The following is a 19433-nucleotide window of genomic DNA, read 5'->3' on the forward strand; positions in this document are numbered from 1 at the left end:
AATGATTATTGGTCGTGTCGGTGGCCAATAAGGAATAGAAAATTGCCTCTAGCTCTGCGATCTAAGCAAGTTCCACTCCGATCTGCGGCGGCAGTGAAAAGCTTTTCCCATGCAATCGCACCGCTAACACGGCAAGCATCACGGGCTTTTCCAGGTTTAATGTCATCCGGTACTCCCCCCGAAATCCTGCCTGCTCCGGGTACAGTAGCATCACCTGATCACACCGATAGGCGCTGGCGTAAGTGCTGAGCTGATATAAGTCTGCGGCGGATAGGGAGGCGAGGGGGTTGCCGGAATCCAGCAGTTTCCACTTCGTATCCAGGATGGCTATCAATCGGTTCTGTGCATTCAGCAAGCTTATGTCTGGGCGCATCAGTAGTCGGCCTTTGTCGGTGCTGTCATCTCCCAGGTATTTGCGAGGGCCTTGTTCCATCAGGCGCAGGCCCATCTTTCGGGCGGTAGGCCGAAGCTTAGCGGCCACAAAGCGCTCGAAAAGCTGATTCATGTCGAACAGCAGGCTGTAAACCTGCTGCTGGCCGGCTCGGGCGTCCAGGTACTGGCCGTTGATAAACAATCGGGCCAGTTCCACCACGCTCCCATAGCGGCGCTGCATCCGGTTCAGGTCATCGGAGCGGGGCAGGTGATCGCCTTTGTGAATTACGCCTATACCGCCAAAGCGCATTCGCATGCTTTGAATGTGTTGGCGAAGCATGGGCGAGCTTGCCAGATTGGTCATGCAGAGCAGGGCGGTGTGCAAAAGCCGGTTCACAGGAATATCCACCACCAGCTCATTGAAGCGGCAAGCCAGGCGTTGGGGCTTGAACAGGTTCTCTCGCTGCTGGCGGATTAGGTCGATCCGGCCCCGCACTTGGTCGAGCGTGTCTTCCACATCCCGGTAGTCCCGAAGCAGGCCTTGCTGCAGCTGCACTTCGAGCAATTTCAGGAAGTGGCGAATAAACACGTCCAGCAGTCGATGTTTACTGGTGCCCAGGCCCGCTTGCTGGGCACTTAGCCCCTCGATGTCGCCGGCGGTATCCAGCATTTCAATCAGCGTTGTGCGCTGCTGCTCCGGTGTCTGATGGGGAAATACCTTGGGCAAAATCTCAATCTGTAGCACTTGCCGAATCTGCACCACGCCACAGAACTGCCGGAATTTGACCCGGTTCCGGCCCCACTCAAGGCAATTTTTGGGTAGCACGTTCTCCCCGGCAGCCAGTGCATCAGCCTCAGGTGCTGTTAATTCACCGTCGTTGCCAATACTCAGCCATCCGTGCTCAAAGGCACTGACCTGTTTCATCCCTGCGTTTCCAGCGAGTCATAGATTTTGCGCAGGGCATCCGGCGTAATCTCGCCCGGCTGCTTCACCCGGAAGTCAGGTTTTTCTGGCAGATCCATATCTGCGCCGGCAAACAGCTGGCCGGGGTCCAGAATCTTGCGGGTAATAATCTGATGCTCCGCCGGTGCGGTATCGTCAGCCAGCACCTGGCGAATCTGCTGCCAGTCGTCGTAAAAGTATTCCGCCAGCATAGGGATGATATCGTAGACCATGGCGTTGCGCAGGCTGTCGATATCCTTCACTTCCATAAAGTAGGCATGCCCGAAGGTCTGATCGCGATGCAACAGATAACGCAGCCGCAGGTTAATGGCATTCAGCAGATCGCGCAGGCTCAGCAAGCCACCTTCACCATCGGGTATGTAACCGTCGCCTTGGTTGCCGGTAATCTGCCTGGGCTCCGGCATCAGCTCGATAAAGCGGAAGCGCCGGCGTAATGCGGCATCCATCAGGGCAATCGAACGGTCGGCGGTGTTCATGGTAGCGTAGATGTCCAAGTTCTTCGGCACACCGAAGCGCTCACCAGAATAGGGCAGGGTGATCTCCATGCCGTCCACAAGCTGGCCCTCCTCGTCCCACCAGGCCCGTTTGTCGGCCTCGATCAGGGTGATCAGCTCACCAAAGATGCGGGATATGTTGCCCCGGTTGATTTCATCGATGAACAAAGCGTAGCGTTGGTTCGGGTCTTGCCGAGCCCTGTTGCAGAAAGCTTTGAAAAGGCCATCCCGTACTTCATAGCTGATACCGCCCTCGGCAGTGGTTTGCGGCCGGATGCCTTCCACAAAGTCCTCGTAACTGTAGGACTGGTGAAAGGTCACTGTCAGGTGGCGCTTGATCCGGCTTTCCTCATTTTGAGGCCCAAACTGCAGTTTTTTCAGTTGATCGCGAAGACCTTCCCCGGCCTCCTCCCAGTCACCCGCAAAGATCCATTGGCCTCCGGGTTTCTTGTCAAAAATGAGCGGAGGTTGGCGCTTATCCGGGGAGTAATTCACGGTTTCCGATTCCATCACCGTGTGGCTCTGCAGCGCGGCCCAGCACTGGGCCCGGAGGTTGCTGCTGCCAACACGGCCCTGCACCCGTGTCTTTGCTTTAAAGTAAGGGTGGAGCAACAGTTCGTTGACCGTTGCACTCGTCCCCTTCTGGGTAAGGTCTGCCAGCGACAGCGCCACGGTCTCCCACCAGGAGGTATTGGCCAACTGCTCTTCCAGCCACTCTCCCGTCGAAACCTGGCTTGCGGCCCGTTCGTATTTTGGCTGGATGTGATTACGCCAATGATGGGTTTTGCCAGTGCCGGGAGGGCCGTAGAAAATCTGATTCACTGGTTTTCTGATATTGATGGCCTGTTGCCGAGACGTAGGCTGATTGGCCTGCACCACCTTTACAGGCGGCAACTTGCTCCAGAGGCCCGCTACCAATTTCGCAGACCTGGGTTTGATTTCAATACCAGAGCCTTGCGGAGTCCAGTTCTGGCTATCTACAGTGCCAGCTTTCAAGTCGGCAAGGCTGATGTAGGGTTCTGCCTTTGGGTCGCGCAGATCAGTCAGTGTGATGTCCACATACAGCGCTTTCTCGCCTTTATCCGCCAAATCAGGGTCGTAATGGGCATCTTCATAGGGTTCACTGGTTACGGTGCCACGGGCTACTAGCCCTTTAGGCTCCTCACCTAGCTTCACCAGATAGGCGGTGTCGCCCTCTCTCAGCTGTTTGGATGTAGTTCGCCAGGGAAGGGTAACGTTCTCCCCTCGGGCAACCCGTAGCCGGTCATCCTGAAAGGTTTTCCAATTCCAGTTCTCCGGGTTCCAGGCCATTAACCAAACCCGCGGTGTCGGGCGCCAGTAGTCGATCCATGGTGAGGCGTAGAAATCAACGTATTGTTCCTCCTGCGTTTCAAGCCGTTTGCGTATCTCCAACAGGGTTTCATCCACTTCCCGATTGATCATTGCCTTCACTCGGTCTTTGGGCAGTTCTCCGAGCACCCAGGCTATTTTTCTCTTGTCATTGCCTACCGATATCGACTCAAAGTGATCGGGGAAGAGCAGGAAACAGATGATGTGGCGGAACTGTCTTGCTTTGGCATCTGGAATGTTTTCCAGCCAGTCCGCAAAGGACCAGGGTGTCTCCAGGGTTTGGCGTTGCGCTTCCGGTGCCATTGCCTTTAAAGCTTTCATCACTTCAATCAGGAACACCAACTCACGCCACCGCAAAGTGTTGTAGCCGGTTCCGGTACTCCCTGCGCCCGAGAGGGTGGTGTCTTCCAGTAGCCAGCTTTCTGGTAGCGCATCGCCGGATAACTCCCAGATATTGCGTACCAGCTCTCGCTTGGTGCCGGGCTTGATGTTGGTGGAGAACAGCAGCAATAACCAGTTCAGCTCCGCCATCAGTTTTATAGCCTCGGGGGAGGCATCCGTCAGCTGAAGCGCCAGTTTGTCGAAGTAGCTTTCATCGCCTTCCTGGGGGTTCTGGATAAAGCGCTTATCCAGCTCGGCCAGCATGTCACTGCTCCAGTACTTGCCATCACCCAGCAACGGGCCTTCATCCAGCAGGCATTGGTCCTTCCAGAGCTGGGCGGCTTCAAGCAGGGGCTTGATGTCATGACGGGAATTGTACTGGCTCATGACGGAATTCCTTCGGTTGCGACGAGTTGATCAAAGGCTTCCAGTACCCGGCGCTGGGTGAGGTATTCACCGTGCTCGGCGATTTCTTTGCGCTTGAGGCCAGGGAAGGTGATGGAAGGATAATCCGGGCCCATCACATCGGCCGGGTCGAGGATGTAGCGCAGTTCGTCCCGGGTCAGGCCATACAGTCGGGAATAGTAGGCATCCAGTTCGCAGCGCAATTGGTGGCGGCGGTCTGGCTCCCAGCCAAATGGCTCGCCGTCGTAGCCCAGATCGCGGGCGAAGGGCGCAAGGTCATGGCTGGTATAGGTCAGCTCAAGAACGCGCGGGGTGATGTATTCCAAGTCCACTTCACTGTAAGCCTCTGGCGGGAGCACCGGAAGCTGTTCCATGTAGTAGAAGCTGAAGTTGACGCCACCGAGCTTTTGTCGGGCAACCCAGTCAGTGACAATCGAGTCCAGCGATGCATAAAGAGCTGCGTAGCTAGATGGTGTTGCCTTTGGTTTCATAGTGAAAAGGCTGTCGCCAGCAGCGGTTAGGTGAAGCAAGTCAGCAATTAAAGTGCGTTCGTCATTGGAGCGGGCATTCCTCCGCCATCCGATCAGGTATTTGGGGCTTCGATTCACTAGTCGATCTTCCACCAGCAGAGCATAATCCTGTTCTGCCGAAAATGCCGTCAGCCAGTCAACAAGCTCCGCATCGGTCATCATGTGATCCTCAGCCATTTTACGGGCCGCCAGACCATCTTTGGTGAACTCGGCGGTTCGGAAAAGGTTGCCTGTGGTGCCGCGTTTGGTCACCCGGGTGCCGAGCAGTTGGGACGCTTCTTCAAACTGCTCCCTGACCAGAAGTTGGCCCGCCAACCACTGGCGCAGGCTTTCCTCCAACTTGGCTGTATCCTGCTTTTTCAGGCCATCGAGCACGGCGCGGGGCATATCGGCCGTGCGAAGCAGTAACTCACGCTCTTGCACCCAATACCGGGGAAGAGGGGCGAAGTCAGGGAGCTGTTTTTCGGCCACGGTGGTGTCGCGGGTGGTTTCGCCATCGATTTCGTAGGTGGCAAAGCGGTGGTCGTACTGGTGCACCATTTTGGCTTCGTACAGGGGCAGGTAGCGGGTGCCATCGAGGTGGAATTGGTTGCCTTCGAGTTCTGCGTCTTGATCGTCCAGTTGCTCATAAGTATGGAATAGATCACTGTCTGCAGACATATGGAACATCGCCTGGAACTTGATATTCCAAGGATTAGTCTCGGGATTTTTCTGCATCAACACCGGCGCCTGGCGGTACAGCTTACGAGTCAGCTCAGCGTCGCGTTTTGCCCGAAATACCGGGCAGGTGCGGGTGTTGGGGTTGATCAGGGCGAAGTCTTCCGGAGACAGCTGGAACAGACGCTCCTTATCTTCCAGGTGCTCGATCCTAGTGGAGAAGAACATCAGGTCGGCTTGGTCGATCTGGTCGGCAATGGTCAGAAGGACAAACTTCATACGGCTATCAACGGATTTGAAAAGCTTCTCCCTGTTCTCAAAATCGAAAAGGCTAGCCAAGCGTTTACCAGCAGAAAGCGCATCAAAATACGCTTTTGTGCTGTCGTCTGTGGCAATGCCTGTGGGCACAATAATGCCGGCACGGCCATGGCTGGCGGTCAGGTTCAATGCCAACTCCGCAAACAGGGCATAGAGATTAACGTCACCGGTACCGGTCAGTGGAAAGCGTCTGCTGCCGCGAACGAACTGACTGGCTGCCTCTGCTGCATGTCGAGCCTCGAAGAAATCTCGATGCAGGGCTTGATCATGTTCGCTGCTACTGGATTCCAACGCCTGAATCATTCGTCGGCGGGCTGCTGCATTCGGTGCCGTGGCGATTTCAGGCGATCGGGATGCGAAAAACTCCTGTTCCTGAAGCTTGATGCGTTCCCACGGCGGGTTGCCCAATACCACGTCAAAACCTGCATTGTCCCGGTTAAACACTTCCGGGAATTGCAGTGGCCAGTGGAAAAAGCGGTTCTGTTCTGCACGCAGTCTCACCTCGGCTTCCACTTCCGGGCTAAGTTCGCCCCGATGGGCGGCTTTCAGGGCACCGTTGTCCGGAATGCGGTTAGCGTAGCGCTGGTTCTTTGGCACAAAGAAAGCAGCGGTCCATAGATCTTCCAGCAGTCGGGCGCGGCGGGCTTCCTGGCTTTGCTGGGCGGCTTGCCATTGTTGGCGCTTGTTCAGCACCTCGTCCAGGGATTCTTCCGGCAGCTCCTCCACGGCGGCGAGCTGCTGAGCATTGATGCGTAAATCAATGGCCAGGGTTTGGGCCTGCTGTTTATTCGTTTTCTTCAGGCCTTTCAACAGAGCCTTGTCGTCGCCTTCGAGGGCTTTAAAGGCATCGTCTGGTATACCGGTTTCCAGCACGGCGGGGTTATAAACGCCTACCAAGGCGTTGCCACACTGGATGTGGCTGTCGAGGAAGGTCAGCGGTTTCCCGGGTTCCAGCGCTTCCATCCAGAGTGCGGTGCGGCAAAGCTCAACGGCCATGGGGTTTACATCTACCCCGAATATGCAGTGTTGTACAACCTCGCGCAGGGCATGTTGGAACTGGGCGGGCGTCGGTTCGCTACCTTCGGCATCCAGTTGCGCCAGTTCCCGGGCTAGGGTACGGGTGGCCGACAGCAGAAAGTGGCCGGAGCCACAGGCCGGATCTACCACACGCAGATCGATCAGTGCCTGGCGAGGTTCGTCTGGGTTATCGGCCAAGCGCTCATGAATCACCGGTTTGAGGGCGGTCTCAATCAGCGACCGCACCAGCACATCCGGCGTGTAGTAGGAGCCGGTAAGCTTACGCAGGTTGCCGGCGGTGGTGTTGCTTTCATCCAGTCCGATAAAGCTGAACTGCCAAGGCACAGTGTTGATGGCCGGCACCAGTTCCAGCAGGGCCTCGTACACCGAGCCCAGCTCTTCGGCATCCATATTGGCATAGTCGGTGGCCACCAGACTGTTGCTGGTCTCGCTGGGGTGCCAGGTGAGGGCTTTGATGGCTTTCAGCAGGGACTGGTTGTCGATCAGTGCATTGTCCAGGTTGGGGCATTGATCGCTGCCAAACAGGCCGCCTAGGGCAGGTAGAGCTAGTAGCGGTTGACCGGTGGCCAGACCGTTAATGGTGTTTTGTAAAGTCAACCAGAGATCGTGGTGGCGGGCCTCAAACCGATGGGGCTTGCGTGCGGCCCTGCGCAGAACATCCACACTGTAACCTTCCCTGTAACGCTCCCGGGCCAGTGGGTCACTGCCTTCTGGGTGCAACAGGTCCCGTGCTTCTGCACGCAGCAGGAATAGCATGCGGTACACCATGCGCAGCAGTTCCTGATAGTACGTTTGGGCATCCAGATCGTGAGACTCGAACTGTTGGCGGAGCTCCTCGTTTTGCGGGTGGCGAAGGAAGCCGTTACCCAGAGCACTCAGAGCTTCGGTGACGCCCACGCGCAGTTTGTCCAGCAGCCGCTCGCCCTGTTCTTCCGCGTCAGCGCGCCATTGCTCCAGCCAGCATTGGCTGGGGGCTAATTCGCCTTCGTTATTGGTGCCCGGCTGAAAGCGGCTGGCGTGCAGCAGCAGCCATAGAATGCGGAATTCCGGCAGCTGCTCCTCGGTAAAGCAGGTGGCCAGATCCACTTCCACATAAGCTGGCCGCGTCATGGAGGGGTTGTCGCGCAGGATGCGCAGCCGCTGGCCGTCGCTTACCAGCCCCCAAAGGGCCTGGTCGTTGGCGTTCAGGTATTCCTGTAAAAGGCCAGTGGGGCTGCGCCGGCGGCCTTCATGGCCAAAGCGAGGGTCGGCGGTATCCAGGGCTCTGTCTGCCGGTGCACAGACCACCATAGGCACCTGCCCGTCGAAGGCATGATGGGTAATTGGGAAGCCGCGCTCATCGATCATTTGCGGCTCGGAATAGGGCTGCAGATCGCTAAAGCCGAATACCTGGGTCAGCAGGCTCTGAACCCAGTGCTGCGCGGTGGTCGTCGGGTCGGAAAGGTCACTGCGCTGGCGTTGTTGGTCAAAGTTTTGCCAGTTGGCCTGGGCGATGCGCCAGAAACGGCCGATCTCATCCCGAAGAGTTAGGCCTTGGGGAATACTGTAGTCTGTTGCGGTTTGTCCCTCCAGCTGAAGGCCGGCCAATTGGTTGAACAGGTCGGCGGGCAGCAGGCCGCCCTCCAGAGTAAAAATGCCGTTCTGGTTGGCTTGGGTGTTATTTGTATTGCTCAAAACGCTACCTCTGGCATCAGTACATACACGCCCAGAATATCTGCTGGCAGCTGCGGGTTAACCTGAAAAGTGCCGCGACCATCCCGTTCTGAATCCCGCACTCGGCGGTGATCCTGCAGGAGTTGCTGGCCATGCCCACGAGCAATGTCATCCAGAGCTGGTTGTTGCTCCTGAAGACGCTCCAGAGCCTGCCCAACGGCGCGCTCCCGCACATCGGGTACGGTGTTTTGGGTTGCATCCAGGTTAAACAGTGATACCGCCTCCTCGGTGCTGAGCTGCCGGGGGACGTGGTTGCCCTCCATGACCACGGTGACGGCTTCTTCAGCCAGCATTTCCCGACGATTGCCTTCTCTTTCTACCACCAGATTAGTGCGTAAACGCAGCAGGGCAATGATGGTGCGTTGATCCACTTGACTGGTGGTGATGGCGCCGGCCCGGCGGGCGGGGCGGTCTGCGGCGGGCAGGTCTTCCGATTCAAGGGCGCGCTCTGCCAGTTCATCCGCCAGCACGGTGACCAGTGGGTGGCTGCGGTGGATGTAAGCCACATCTCGCAGCAGCTTGTCTCTGGAGAAGCTAATCTGATCCATGCGGCGGATACCGTGGCTTTCCATTCTTTCGCGGATAGCCGTGGGCAGTTCTGTCCAGCTCATGCGGTAGTGTTGCCGGTAGGGTTGGAGAGGGGCGCGCAAGGTGGCCAACGCCTTGGTGATGAAGCGCTGCACATCATCCTGGCTGCCCAGTACTTCCTGCATACGTTGCCATTCGGGCAGCACTTCTTCCGGGTGGATGGCTTGCTGGGCAAAGATGGTGCGGTTGCGTTTGGCTTTGTCCCGGGCGCTTTCCCAGCTCACATCCACTTGCTGTTCGATGTCGTCCAGGGTTTCGACATCCTCTAGCCCCAGGCCCATCTGGCTCATACCGCTGTCCAGGCCCCGGGTCAGCAGTACCGTCTGCATGATCGCCTGAGTCACCCGGTTTTCGTCTTCGGGCATGGGCACGCTGATCCCCAATGCTTTGCGGATAGCTTCGGCTTTACGGATGATCACTCGCAGTACCGCGCCATCTACCGGGTTGTTGTCGCCATAGATCATCAGTGCTTTGACTACCGGAGTGCGCTGCCCGAACCGGTCTACACGGCCTTCTCGCTGCTCATGGCGGGTGGGGTTCCAGGCCAGGTCGTAATGAATGACGGCATCAAAGTGCTCTTGCAGGTTGATACCCTCAGACAGGCAGTCGGTGGCGACGAGAATAGGTGGCTCTTCTTCGTTTGCCTGGGCCTCTACACGCTCTTCGCGCTCGGCTGGGTGCAGCTCGCCGGTGACACACTGAACGTTGTACGCCTTGAATGCCTTGCCAAGGTGCTCTGCAACATAATGCGCCGTGGGGATGTAACGGCAGAAGATGACGGGCCGGTAGCCATCCTCAAGCATGGGTTTGAGCTTGGCGATCAGCTGTTTCAGTTTTGGGTCTGCCTTTGGGCCTTGCAGGCTGGCGGCTCGTGCAATCAGCTGTTGCAGCAGCGGAACGTCCTCAATCTGGGCGCTGGGTTCCAGGTCGTCCTGACTTTCGTCGCTGCTGTCCAGAATGGTGCGGTTGCCCAGCTCGTCCAGTGTGTCGATGGCTTTTGCGGAGTCCGCTTCTGGCTGGACGGAGCGGTCGATCCGGTTCTGCAATGTTCGAACAGCCGCCGCAGGTGACGACGATATGCAGCGCAGCAATGCCAGTGCAGCCCACCAGTGCAGGCGCTGCTGGAATTGGTCGAGGCTCTCGGCACGGTCTACCAGCTCTCTCGCGTAATTAACGACATCCTGGAACAGTCCCATCCAGTCGCCCTGCATGCGGTAGGCTGTTTCAGCGACCTCGCGGTCTGGGAACTGGGTGTTGTCCTGCCATTCGGCAATGTCCTGGCGGCGACGCTGAACCATGTGCCTGGCAAGGCGCCTGCGAATGGGGTTTCGGCTGTCGTCCAGGCGCGTCAGTGTGGCAAATTCCGGATCGAGGAGTCCGAGGAGGTTCTGGAAGGCTTGCTCATCGCCACTGTGGGGTGTCGCTGTCAGCAAGAGCAGGTTGCGAGTGGCCTTTTCAGCCAGCCCTTTGAGAAGAGCGTAGCGTTGGTGACGGCCCTGACCGCTACCTTGGGCGCAGGTGTGGGCTTCGTCTACGATCACGAAATCTGGGCAGCTGCTTAGAAACTCGTCCCGGCGGCGACTGGATTTTATGTAGTCCAGGCTGACTACCGTGTAAGGGTAGTGTTGGAACAGGGATTCACTTTGCAACAGGCCACGCTCAAGCCGCGCAGCCGTGTGGCGGCTGACAATCACCGGTCGCAGGTGGAATTTTTCGCTCAGCTCCTCCTGCCATTGCTCGCACAGGTGGGGCGGACAAAGTACGGTAAAGCCTTTCACCTCGCCGCGGTCGATCAATTCGCGCAGAATCAGCCCAGCCTCGATGGTTTTACCAATACCCACGTCGTCGGCAATCAGCAGACGCACGATCTCTTGCTTGAGTGCCATGAGCAGAGGTACCAGCTGGTAGGCCCTCGGCTCGAAAGCCAGGTTGCCAATGCCCCGGAAAGGGCCGGCACCGGCCCGAAGCTTCAGCAGCATAGCGTCGCGCAATAATTGACCGGACTGCTGGTTGCCTTCACGGGCATCCGTTGGGTGCGGTGCGGGGAAGAGTGCCTGCTCTACCTGCTCAAGTGCCGCAAGCAATCGGATGCGGTCGTCATCGCCGCTACCGAGGGCCCTCAGGTATAGGTCATCACCGGCAGACTCCGGTAGCACAACCCACTCCCGGTCTCGCGCCCTGACAATGCTGCCCGGGTTGTAGGCGGGTGAGGTGGCTGGTGCATTCATGAGTCGGAAGTCTCCCTGTTGGCGGGTTCAGTTATGGTGCCGAATACGTCCGGATGGCGCGCAAACAGCGCGGGCCAGCTGTTGCTTTCTTTGGGGAAGCGCAGCACCAGGAAACCGGCGTCTTCAAGATCCCGTGTTTGTTGCTGGTCGATCATGCGGCGGTCTTCTTGGTCGTGGTGCGGTCCGTCTACAAAAATCAGAGCCCGGCTGTCACGGTAGGCGAAGTCCGGGCGCACATTGAACTCTTTGAGGTATGGCTGAGCCGCATCCGGTTGGCGCAGTGAGTAGTGCTGGAGCGCATCCAGCCAGGCTTGTTCAAGACTGCTTCCGCTGGCCCGTTTGAGTTGCGCTGCCTGATCCGCTGGCCGGTTGCCGCCAGAGCCTGTCTCCAGAGTCATTTCTGTTAGCTGGGCAAGCCATTCCAGGGTCTCCGGGTCCCGGCGGTCCATGTTTTCGTGATCGGGCTGGTTGAAGTAGCTGAGTATGCAGCGATAACAGCCTGCCTCGCAGCTGGTGTTGGTGTCTTGCCATTGGCTTAACGGCAACTCGTGCCAGGCCGTTGTGTCATCCGGGCGTCGCCAGTGCATCAACTCCAGGGCGGTTTGAGCCACCTGACGCCACGCCGAGGGTTCTGTGGCAAGGCGAGTCAATACCCCCGCACCGCCTTCGGCAGCTTCATAAAAGAGCAGTGCATTGCGCTCCTGCATGTTTGGCAGGGGCTCTGCCATCAGCTCGCTTTCTTCCAGTTGGAAGTTGAGTTCAATGCCGCGCTTGATCGCGTACTGCAGTGTAGCCGCTGTGGTAGGCGACATGGCCAGTCTTGGCCGGATTACCAGGACATTGCGCCGATCAGTGACAAAGGGCGAAATACGCTGGCGTTGATTTACCGGTTCGTCGGCTTCGTTGTCTTCGTTGCTACCTTGTTGATCGTCTTTCAGCCAAGTGCCGTTGAGCGGGTCGATCATGAACCCGTCAATTTCTTTGTTTTTGCGTCGCTTCCAGCCCAGGTTTATGCGCCAGATGTGGGCTTGTTGAGCGTACTCCATCTCAGCGAGCGGATCATTGCCCTGCTGCATGTTGCTGCGCACTGCTTTTAGAACGCCGTTCTCTTCCGGGTATTGGAGCGTGGTACGAAGGTCATAGCCCTGGCGCATGCGCTCTTCTTCGTCGCAAGTGATGCGGGTTACCGGGCGCGTGGCCACGTTTTCGATGCGGAAAAGGTTGTGGACCATTTTCCCTTCAGACAGCGGTGTCTGGCAGGCGACACACAGATCCAGGTCAAGCTGTTCGTTGAAGTGCCCGTAACCACAATGTCCACACATTCTGGCCTGCTGCTCAGGCAGTTTGGCTTCTGTCACCTGTTGCTGGTCCACGGCACCTAGAATGACCCGTTTAACCCTGTACTGTTGGCCCTCGTGGTAGATCAGGCTGAGAGGACCGAATTCCGAAATCGCCAGGAACCGGGGCCGTGACAATACACGGTTATGGTTTTCCCGCCGACTGGTTCGGGTGCCGGGGATGAAGGCCGCCAGTGGCAACCGGGGAAAGTTGTAGCCCGGCAGAAAGCCTTGGCCGGCGAGATACCGATAGGTTTCAAAATCCGATTGTCGCTTGCTGTTATCCTGAAGCAGGCTGAACTGAATTGAGCCTTCTTCCCAGCGCCTTTTGGCAATATCACGCTCCCGCTTGCTGCTGGCGGGGCTGGTCATCAAACGGTTGGCTTCTTCAATCTGTTTGAGCGTGGATTTGTAAAGATCGCGCCAACGAGTGAAGCAGTCGTTGAGTCTTGCCATGGCCTGTTGCAGGCGTTTATCCGCCCATTCAGATGCGGCAACTTCCAACGGTTCCTGGCTGTTGAGCCACACCCCCTGCGCTGGCGCTAACGCATCACCGAGAAGCTGCATCAACCGCTTGCCTCGTTGTTGGGCTCCGGCGAGGGCCTTTTCGTTGGCCAGTGAATCAGCATAGTTTGCGCTGATCGGCATACCCTCTGCGGTGACATCAATCAGTTCGTTGATAGCGGCAGGCAGGCGTGTGCCAGTTTCGGACAGCCAGCTGGCGAACAGGTGGCTGCTGACGAGTTCTTCATTTGCCAGATCCAGCATGGGCGGAGTCACTTGCCCGTGTACCATGCGCTTTGGATCTCGGAAGAAATACTGGTCGTGTGGGCTTTGCGCCGCACAGTAGGTGACCACCAATGCTGGTTGCCCAGAGCGCCCAGCCCGGCCGCTTCGCTGTGCGTAGTTCGCCGGTGTTGGCGGGACGTTCCGCAGATAGACCGTGTTCAGAGAGCTTATGTCTACACCCAGCTCCATGGTCGGGGAGCAGAACATAACCCTCAGCTCACCCGATCGGAATGCACGCTCCCGGTCTTCTCGGTCTTCGGGGTCAACTTGCGCGGTATGTTCGTGCGCCAGGAACTGAAACCAATTGTGGTGCTGGTGTTTGAGGCTGTCAGCCACGGTCTGGTAGAGAGCGGTGAAATAGGGATTGTTGGCTATGGCGGGTGCTAGTGGATCACGCTCTGGCGTTCCACTGCCGCGTTTCCAGACCAGAACTTCACCAATCAATTGGTAACCGTTGAGCTCTTTATCAACGGCTTCGGCCTCAATCAGCCCGTAGGTTTCCATAGCCTGAAGAAGTGCTTCAATGAGCGCCGGCCAGTTTTTATCATTCAGGGGTTCGTAAGGGGCGTTGCCCCAAATTCCCGGCTTTTTGAGCTCTTTAGCAAGCCGGGACCGGCTGCCCATAGAAACGAGATCGAATTCCCGACCTTTCGGGCGGCGGCCGATAATGGCGTGGCTACCTTTGGCCATGTCTCTTGCGCTGCCAAGCTGCCATTTCTCTGTCAGGTGGGTGGTGGCCAGGTTTACCCACTGCTCGTGCTGCAGGTGGTCGAGATAACGGGTGCGGATGCACAAGTTTTTGCGCATAACATCCAGTACCAACTTGCACACCTGATAACGAGCTGCAGGCGTTGCTTTTGCCAGCATATCGGGGGATTTTTCCCAAACGCTGTCGTCTTCTGTCAGTTCTGTCAGTCCGTCGTACGCTATTTCAAGCAAACCTAACTGTTCGAGGTTGGGCACTGTGAACCGCCAGCCACGACGCAGATCGTGGTATGCCCGGTAGCCAAGAACATTACGCATGGCTTCCTCGGCATCACGCTTGAGCCGGGGGATGCGCTGGTCTGGGTTCTGGAGATAGTCTGCCCTTATTGCTGGGTCATTACTGTCCATACCCAGAGCGTTGAATACGTGCTGCGCGAGGTCCCTGTCGGTCAACAGGGCACCATCCTGCTGTTCAAGGGAGGCGAGAACGCCGGCCCGAACCAGCAGGATCTGCATAAAATCGTTGAAATGGCCAGCCTGAAGTGCGGCATCTTGGCGGTTGTCGCTGAAGCCGAGCAGTTTTCTGGCTTCATCCGCCAGCTCATTATCGGCACCCAGAAGATATCTCAGTGACGATAGGGTGAGGGTGGTGGTGGCAGAACTCCGGCCTTCCGCTGATAAAGAGCCGAGTCGGGTCCAGTCCCGTCCGGAGCTGTGCGCCTGGCCACAGTTCAGGCAGAACCGGAAACCGCCCGGTAGATAGTACCCGCGAGCGCCTTCCAAGTGTTGGGTGCCGCTGGGCAGGACATGAATCTCCTGGGGGCGGAACTTGGAATAGTAAGCCTTAATTTTGGGTGGATCTTTTTTAAAGTCCAACCAGGTTTCCGGGTAATCCTCTTCGTTCCAGTGGCCGAGCATGACAAAGCCGTGGCCGGTGTCTTCCTCCTCGGCAGACGTTTCCTTGATGTCTCGGGGCTGGAATCCGAGCTCGCCGGTTTCATCATTTTGTTTATGCCAGACTGGATAGTAATCCTGTCCGCAGCTACGGCAGAAATGCACGGTATAGAAGCGGCGAGAGCGATCACCGGGAACGTATCGTTGGCCGTGCAGATCGAGGTGGCGTTTACCCGGCTCTTCGAGCGTGGCGTACAGGTCGCCTGCACCAGAGATAAACTGGTGCAGGCGGAATGCGAACAGTGGTTTGTCGTTTATATCTCTGGTGCGATAGGCCAGTAGTAGGAACTGTGCCAGGTAACGCTGGCAGTGTTCGGGCTCAAGGCCACAGGCCTCACTGAGCAGATCTGCCGCTTCTTCGAGGTTTTTTGGTTTTGCCCGGACCCACATCCCTTCTTCTTTAACGATGCCGAGAGTTAGTTCCACCCAGGCGGCAACAGGGTGCTTGCGTAATGTGTTGAAATCGATCTGTGCCGGGAGCGGTTGTCGCAGAGCCGTCGCAAGTTCGCCTTTATCGGGCATGTCACCCGGAATTTGTCGCTGCAAGGTTTCGCCAATGATGTTCGCGGCAGGCACCTTCTGGCCAAACATCTTGGAGGCGACCTCAGCTACTTTGGCCTGGCGCTCTTCCCGGGTGCCATCGGTTGCCATGGTGGCGGATGTGCCGACGCAGATCAGGTTTAGGTTCATCCGTTCTCGTACACGACGGACAAGCATGGCAACATCGGCGCCTTGGCGGCCTCGATAGGTGTGTAGTTCGTCCAGTACAAGGAATTGCAGACCATTGGAGTGCCGGATAACCGCCTTGTCTCGCTCGTTCTGCCGCGTCATCAGCAGTTCCAGCATCATGTAGTTGGTCAAAATGATGTCTGGCGGGTTCTGCATGATTCTTTCCCGCTCTTCCTGATCTTCCTGACCGGTATAGCGGGCGTAGCTGATAGGCCGGGTGTCATTGGAGTAGTCAGATAGGAATTTCTCTAGTTCTTCCTTCTGGCTATTCGCCAGGGCGTTCATCGGATAGATGACGATAGCGCGGATTCGTGCTGTGGGGTCTTCCTGCTTATCCCGGATGATCGCATCAACCATAGGGATGAAGTAGGAGAGCGATTTGCCAGAGCCGGTACCTGTAGTCAGAACATAGGGCTCACTCCGCTGGCAACGATCAATAGCCTCTCGCTGGTGTTTGTAGAGCGTTGCGGGTACTCCAGTGGAGGAGGGGCTCTTTCCGAATCGGAAAATGTTGGCAGTAACGGGCGTGAGGATGCCTTCGGAGGCCAGGGAATCGACTGTGCCTGTGGTGACGTAGGACGGGTTGATCTGAATAAGCGGTGAGGGCCAGTAACGGCCGCCATCGTATTCGCTGTCGAGAAAGGTGCAGATGTCCTCAGCTTTGGGCTGAATAAAGGAGCGGGTAAAGTCCCGGTAGTCACCGACCAGCTTATCCCTGAATTCAAAAACGTCCATCAGGCTTGGCGCCTCCTTTGTCTTGTTATTAGTGCCCCAGCAGGCAGAATACTGTTGGCATCGGGCGATTCAGATTGTCCCCAGAAGTCTATCAAACTTTCATAAGAAAACGTGGATAGATCAAGGGCATATTATGACTGTCCTATCTAACGAGTTCAGAGTCACTGAACCAGCAGGTTGTTGCAGGTGAGAAGTGATGCGGGCGTTTCTTCAAGCTATGGAGGGGAGAACCATCGGGGACTTCTTCATAGCTTGGGCCTAACGCCCATCCTTGCGCAATGGGTTCCGAAGGATGGGCTGTATTTCTCGCTTGAACCAATAGGCGTGGCGTGAATCATGTCAGGCGAGCTCAATAGTTACAGCTTTGTGGCTACGTAGTGCTCGAATTCCACCATCTGTTACCAAATTGATCAAATACTCACCGGTCTCAAGCAGCGCAGCGGCTTCCCGAAGCGTTGCAGCATATACTTTATTCTCAGCCCGGTTTGTCGTGTTTCCGGTTGTCGTTGATGAATTTTTCCGATTCAGCACATAGCGTCCTGAACGGTCGTGCTTTGCGGTGAAAAGCGCGGGTTCGCCTTTTACCTTGCCGATGGCATAGATCCGTTTGACCTCACCATGACTTGTTGCTGCTAACTCATCGCTCGCTACGGCTAGACGCGCCTCTGGTGTCTGCACAGTGGCTTGTGCAGTTTCGAGCTTTTGGCTGGCGAGAACGCTCTGCTTGCCGCAGAGAAGGGCTATTTGGTTAAAGAGTCCCTCGCGAGCAGCATCGAGTTTATCAGCATTGGTCTTGTCCGATAGTTGGTCCCGCTCCTTACGCTGGCAAAAGTAGGTAATCCGCTCCGCATTTGCCCCGGAAGCATGAGGTAGTCCGGAAAGCACACGATTTCGTTCGATAACCCCTTCACTGGCAAGTTTCTCGAATACGGCATCGACGCCCTGGCCGAGAGGAATAAACACGCAGTCGTCGGGCAGCGATCTTATTTCTGCCACCAGCCCGGTGTGGATTTGATCCCAAAGGTAGCTGTTTGAGATCATGGCTCTGCCGCCGGAAAAATTCTGACCTTGGTCGAGAACCGGATTCCTCAACGCGGATGTGAAATGCACCAAGCCTTGGCGGGTTTGGAAGAGGTCCCTGCAACTATCAACGCCCAGCCAATGCTGTAGTCCAATAAAATCCATCATTTCAGCCAGGTTGCGCCTCATTGCACCGGCAAAGCTGGCGGAGTGTTTGGCTTGTTTGAGCGCTTCATCGGCTGGTAGACCCTGCTCAAGCCCTTCTTGAGCCGCTTTAATGGCAATAGTGGCTTGCTGGATGCCCGGAGTGATCCCGCAGATAACCACCTTGGCTGATTCATTGACGAACTCGAAAGGGGCGTAGTAGGTCGCGTACCGTCCGTTTTCGGATAGAAGCAGTTCCTTCGGGAGATCTGCTCCGTTGATTTCAACTTGTGCCAGAGAATTGAGGTTGGTGTTTTCCATGGCGTTTTGCTCCATTCTTAGTGTTGTTGTTTGTATTTATGGCCAACCGTAATGACGCGGCCACTCTCTCCCATTACGGCAAACGGTGGGGCATCATTTGTTAGTGCCCGGAGTAGCCGTTTCAGGGATCTGATAAGTGCTTTTCGCTGCCGTCGGTCGAGCTCAACCAACGAAGTCCCGCCTTTTTGCTCTTCCATTTCGCCACATTCCAACAGCACATCAAGCACGATGTCTGAGATGGCTCGCTGGGCAGCGCGTTTGTGTCCATGTTCCGTAAGTTCGTAGTTCACGTTTGTCATGTTAATGCCGCTCCCTGACCGTAGTGAGTGCAAACCCCGGTGTTACCGAGCCACCAAGAGGTTCAGTATCTCGTTGAACGAGTCACTGTCTTTGACTTTGATCTTTTTGATTCCAGCCCGACCGAGTTCGGGAAATTTCGCCAGGCCACTGTGGCGGGTGGTTGGCTCACCAGAGCCTACTGCCGGATAGTGTTTGACGATCGAGGGGTCTCGCACGGCGATCTCATCCGGAACCCAAAGAAATTGAGTTTTCCCTGCATGCTGGTGAGCGAACGCAATCCCTCCAATGACCCGATAGCCGTCAATTTTTGTATTGGGCTTGCGCTGGGCAGGGTGCTTCTCAATCGAAGGGTGGTTTGTCAGAACTTCCCTCAGAGTCTCTTTATCTGCGACTACGCCAGAGGGGGCTTTTGGCGGTGACTTGCGAGCCATTTGTTCCGCGAGCTGGCCAACCATGTGTCGGCGTCTGGCTTCTGATGCCCAGAAGTCCAGGCTTTCGAACAGCCAGCATGGGTCGATCATCAAAGCAATGCCCAAGGTTTCAGCGTTATCGGGGGTTACCCATTGGAGGTTTTCGGGGTCAAACGCCTTGGCTTTCAGGTAGGCCTCGAAGCCAGGCCGATGTTCTGGCGACAGGATCGAGTACACCTCGCTGGTTTTATCCAGCTGTCTCAGAGCTTGGTGATGGATGGTTTCAGCCAATTCCCGAGCAGAAGGTGAGGGGGCGTCTGGTTTCAGAACGAAGGGAGGCCGCCATTTGAATTCACGGTACTTGCCTTTGTGAAGCAGCCAGCGCTGGACATCGGCTTTACGGGCTACTCCCGGACGCTCTTGCGGGAGCTTGTCCTCACCTTCGGCGAAGGCTGCTAGGCGTACAGTTTCGACCGCCAGCCCACTCAAAAGGGCGATCTGTTCCCTGGTTAAAGCATCGTCGTCATCGCCATACTCGAATGCCATGACAGCCTCGTGGAGTTCGAGAAGCTCTCCAAGCACTGTCTGGCGTTCTTTGAGCGTAGAGTCGACCACCAATTCCCCGGCATCGAAGTTAGCCAGTGATCGAAGCATTTGCTGGTCGGCCTCATCATCCCCCCCTTGTCGCCGCTCAACTGCAAACTGAAAGCAATTCTCAAGAATTTGCTCAATGTGAAATGCTTTTCGGCGATTTCCGCTTAAGTCCTTAGTTTCATGGTGGTCAAGATCCAGGGCGAGTACCTTTCGATCGTCACCAAGGGTGATACTAAGAAGGTCAGAGACCTCGTTAAACACAAAGTCCTGGGCCACTTGGCGAAGGCGTTCTAGAGTCAGGTTTTCCATGTCATTCCCTTATCTGGATCAGTAAGTGTAATTGGCTGCCAGTAACAT

The 19433-nt window shown here is 56.5% G+C and carries 8 protein-coding genes; all 8 read right to left on the minus strand.

The annotated features are described in order from the left end of the window. Nucleotides 1-61: 61 nt before the first annotated feature. The 8 genes from ACJO2E_RS04670 to ACJO2E_RS04705 all read right to left on the minus strand — a co-directional run bounded on the left by ACJO2E_RS04670 (nt 62) and on the right by ACJO2E_RS04705 (nt 19385). Nucleotides 62-1297, minus strand: a complete 1236-nt coding sequence (locus ACJO2E_RS04670; RefSeq protein ID WP_406962286.1) for an McrC family protein — start codon at nt 1295-1297, stop codon at nt 62-64. After that, on the minus strand, nt 1294-3948 hold the full coding sequence (locus ACJO2E_RS04675) for an AAA family ATPase (protein ID WP_406962289.1): 2655 nt from the start codon (nt 3946-3948) through the stop codon (nt 1294-1296). The genes ACJO2E_RS04670 and ACJO2E_RS04675 overlap by 4 nt, the downstream gene beginning before the upstream one ends. Next, nucleotides 3945-8183: an Eco57I restriction-modification methylase domain-containing protein gene (locus ACJO2E_RS04680; protein ID WP_406962291.1), complete on the minus strand. Its 4239-nt coding sequence runs from the start codon at nt 8181-8183 to the stop codon at nt 3945-3947. The genes ACJO2E_RS04675 and ACJO2E_RS04680 overlap by 4 nt, the downstream gene beginning before the upstream one ends. Continuing rightward, nucleotides 8180-11038 (minus strand): DUF8741 domain-containing protein, encoded by a 2859-nt coding sequence (locus tag ACJO2E_RS04685; protein WP_406962293.1) that lies wholly within the window; start codon nt 11036-11038, stop codon nt 8180-8182. Before ACJO2E_RS04685 ends, ACJO2E_RS04680 begins: the two co-directional genes overlap by 4 nt. Next, nucleotides 11035-16287 carry a DEAD/DEAH box helicase gene (locus ACJO2E_RS04690; RefSeq protein ID WP_406962295.1) on the minus strand — a complete coding sequence of 1751 codons (5253 nt, stop codon included), beginning with the start codon at nt 16285-16287 and terminating at the stop codon, nt 11035-11037. Before ACJO2E_RS04690 ends, ACJO2E_RS04685 begins: the two co-directional genes overlap by 4 nt. Nucleotides 16288-16626: 339 nt before the next feature. Further along, nucleotides 16627-17772: a hypothetical protein gene (locus tag ACJO2E_RS04695; protein ID WP_406962297.1), complete on the minus strand. Its 1146-nt coding sequence runs from the start codon at nt 17770-17772 to the stop codon at nt 16627-16629. 17 nt (nt 17773-17789) lie between these two features. After that, nucleotides 17790-18071 carry a hypothetical protein gene (locus tag ACJO2E_RS04700; protein WP_406962299.1) on the minus strand — a complete coding sequence of 94 codons (282 nt, stop codon included), beginning with the start codon at nt 18069-18071 and terminating at the stop codon, nt 17790-17792. A 42-nt stretch (nt 18072-18113) separates the two neighbouring features. Further along, on the minus strand, nt 18114-19385 hold the full coding sequence (locus ACJO2E_RS04705) for a hypothetical protein (RefSeq protein WP_406962301.1): 1272 nt from the start codon (nt 19383-19385) through the stop codon (nt 18114-18116). Nucleotides 19386-19433 lie beyond the last annotated feature (48 nt).

Origin of the sequence: Marinobacter shunpengi (genome assembly GCF_045449695.1) — a bacterium.
Lineage (GTDB): Bacteria > Pseudomonadota > Gammaproteobacteria > Pseudomonadales > Oleiphilaceae > Marinobacter.

Bases quoted from the DNA above. Each gene is read 5' to 3' on its own strand.
- ACJO2E_RS04670 (WP_406962286.1), bottom strand. From the start codon at position 1,297: ATGAAACAGGTCAGTGCCTTTGAGCACGGATGGCTGAGTATTGGCAAC.
- ACJO2E_RS04675 (WP_406962289.1), bottom strand. From the start codon at position 3,948: ATGAGCCAGTACAATTCCCGTCATGACATCAAGCCCCTGCTTGAAGCC.
- ACJO2E_RS04685 (WP_406962293.1), bottom strand. From the start codon at position 11,038: ATGAATGCACCAGCCACCTCACCCGCCTACAACCCGGGCAGCATTGTC.
- ACJO2E_RS04690 (WP_406962295.1), bottom strand. From the start codon at position 16,287: ATGGACGTTTTTGAATTCAGGGATAAGCTGGTCGGTGACTACCGGGAC.
- ACJO2E_RS04695 (WP_406962297.1), bottom strand. From the start codon at position 17,772: ATGGAAAACACCAACCTCAATTCTCTGGCACAAGTTGAAATCAACGGA.
- ACJO2E_RS04700 (WP_406962299.1), bottom strand. From the start codon at position 18,071: ATGACAAACGTGAACTACGAACTTACGGAACATGGACACAAACGCGCT.
- ACJO2E_RS04705 (WP_406962301.1), bottom strand. From the start codon at position 19,385: ATGGAAAACCTGACTCTAGAACGCCTTCGCCAAGTGGCCCAGGACTTT.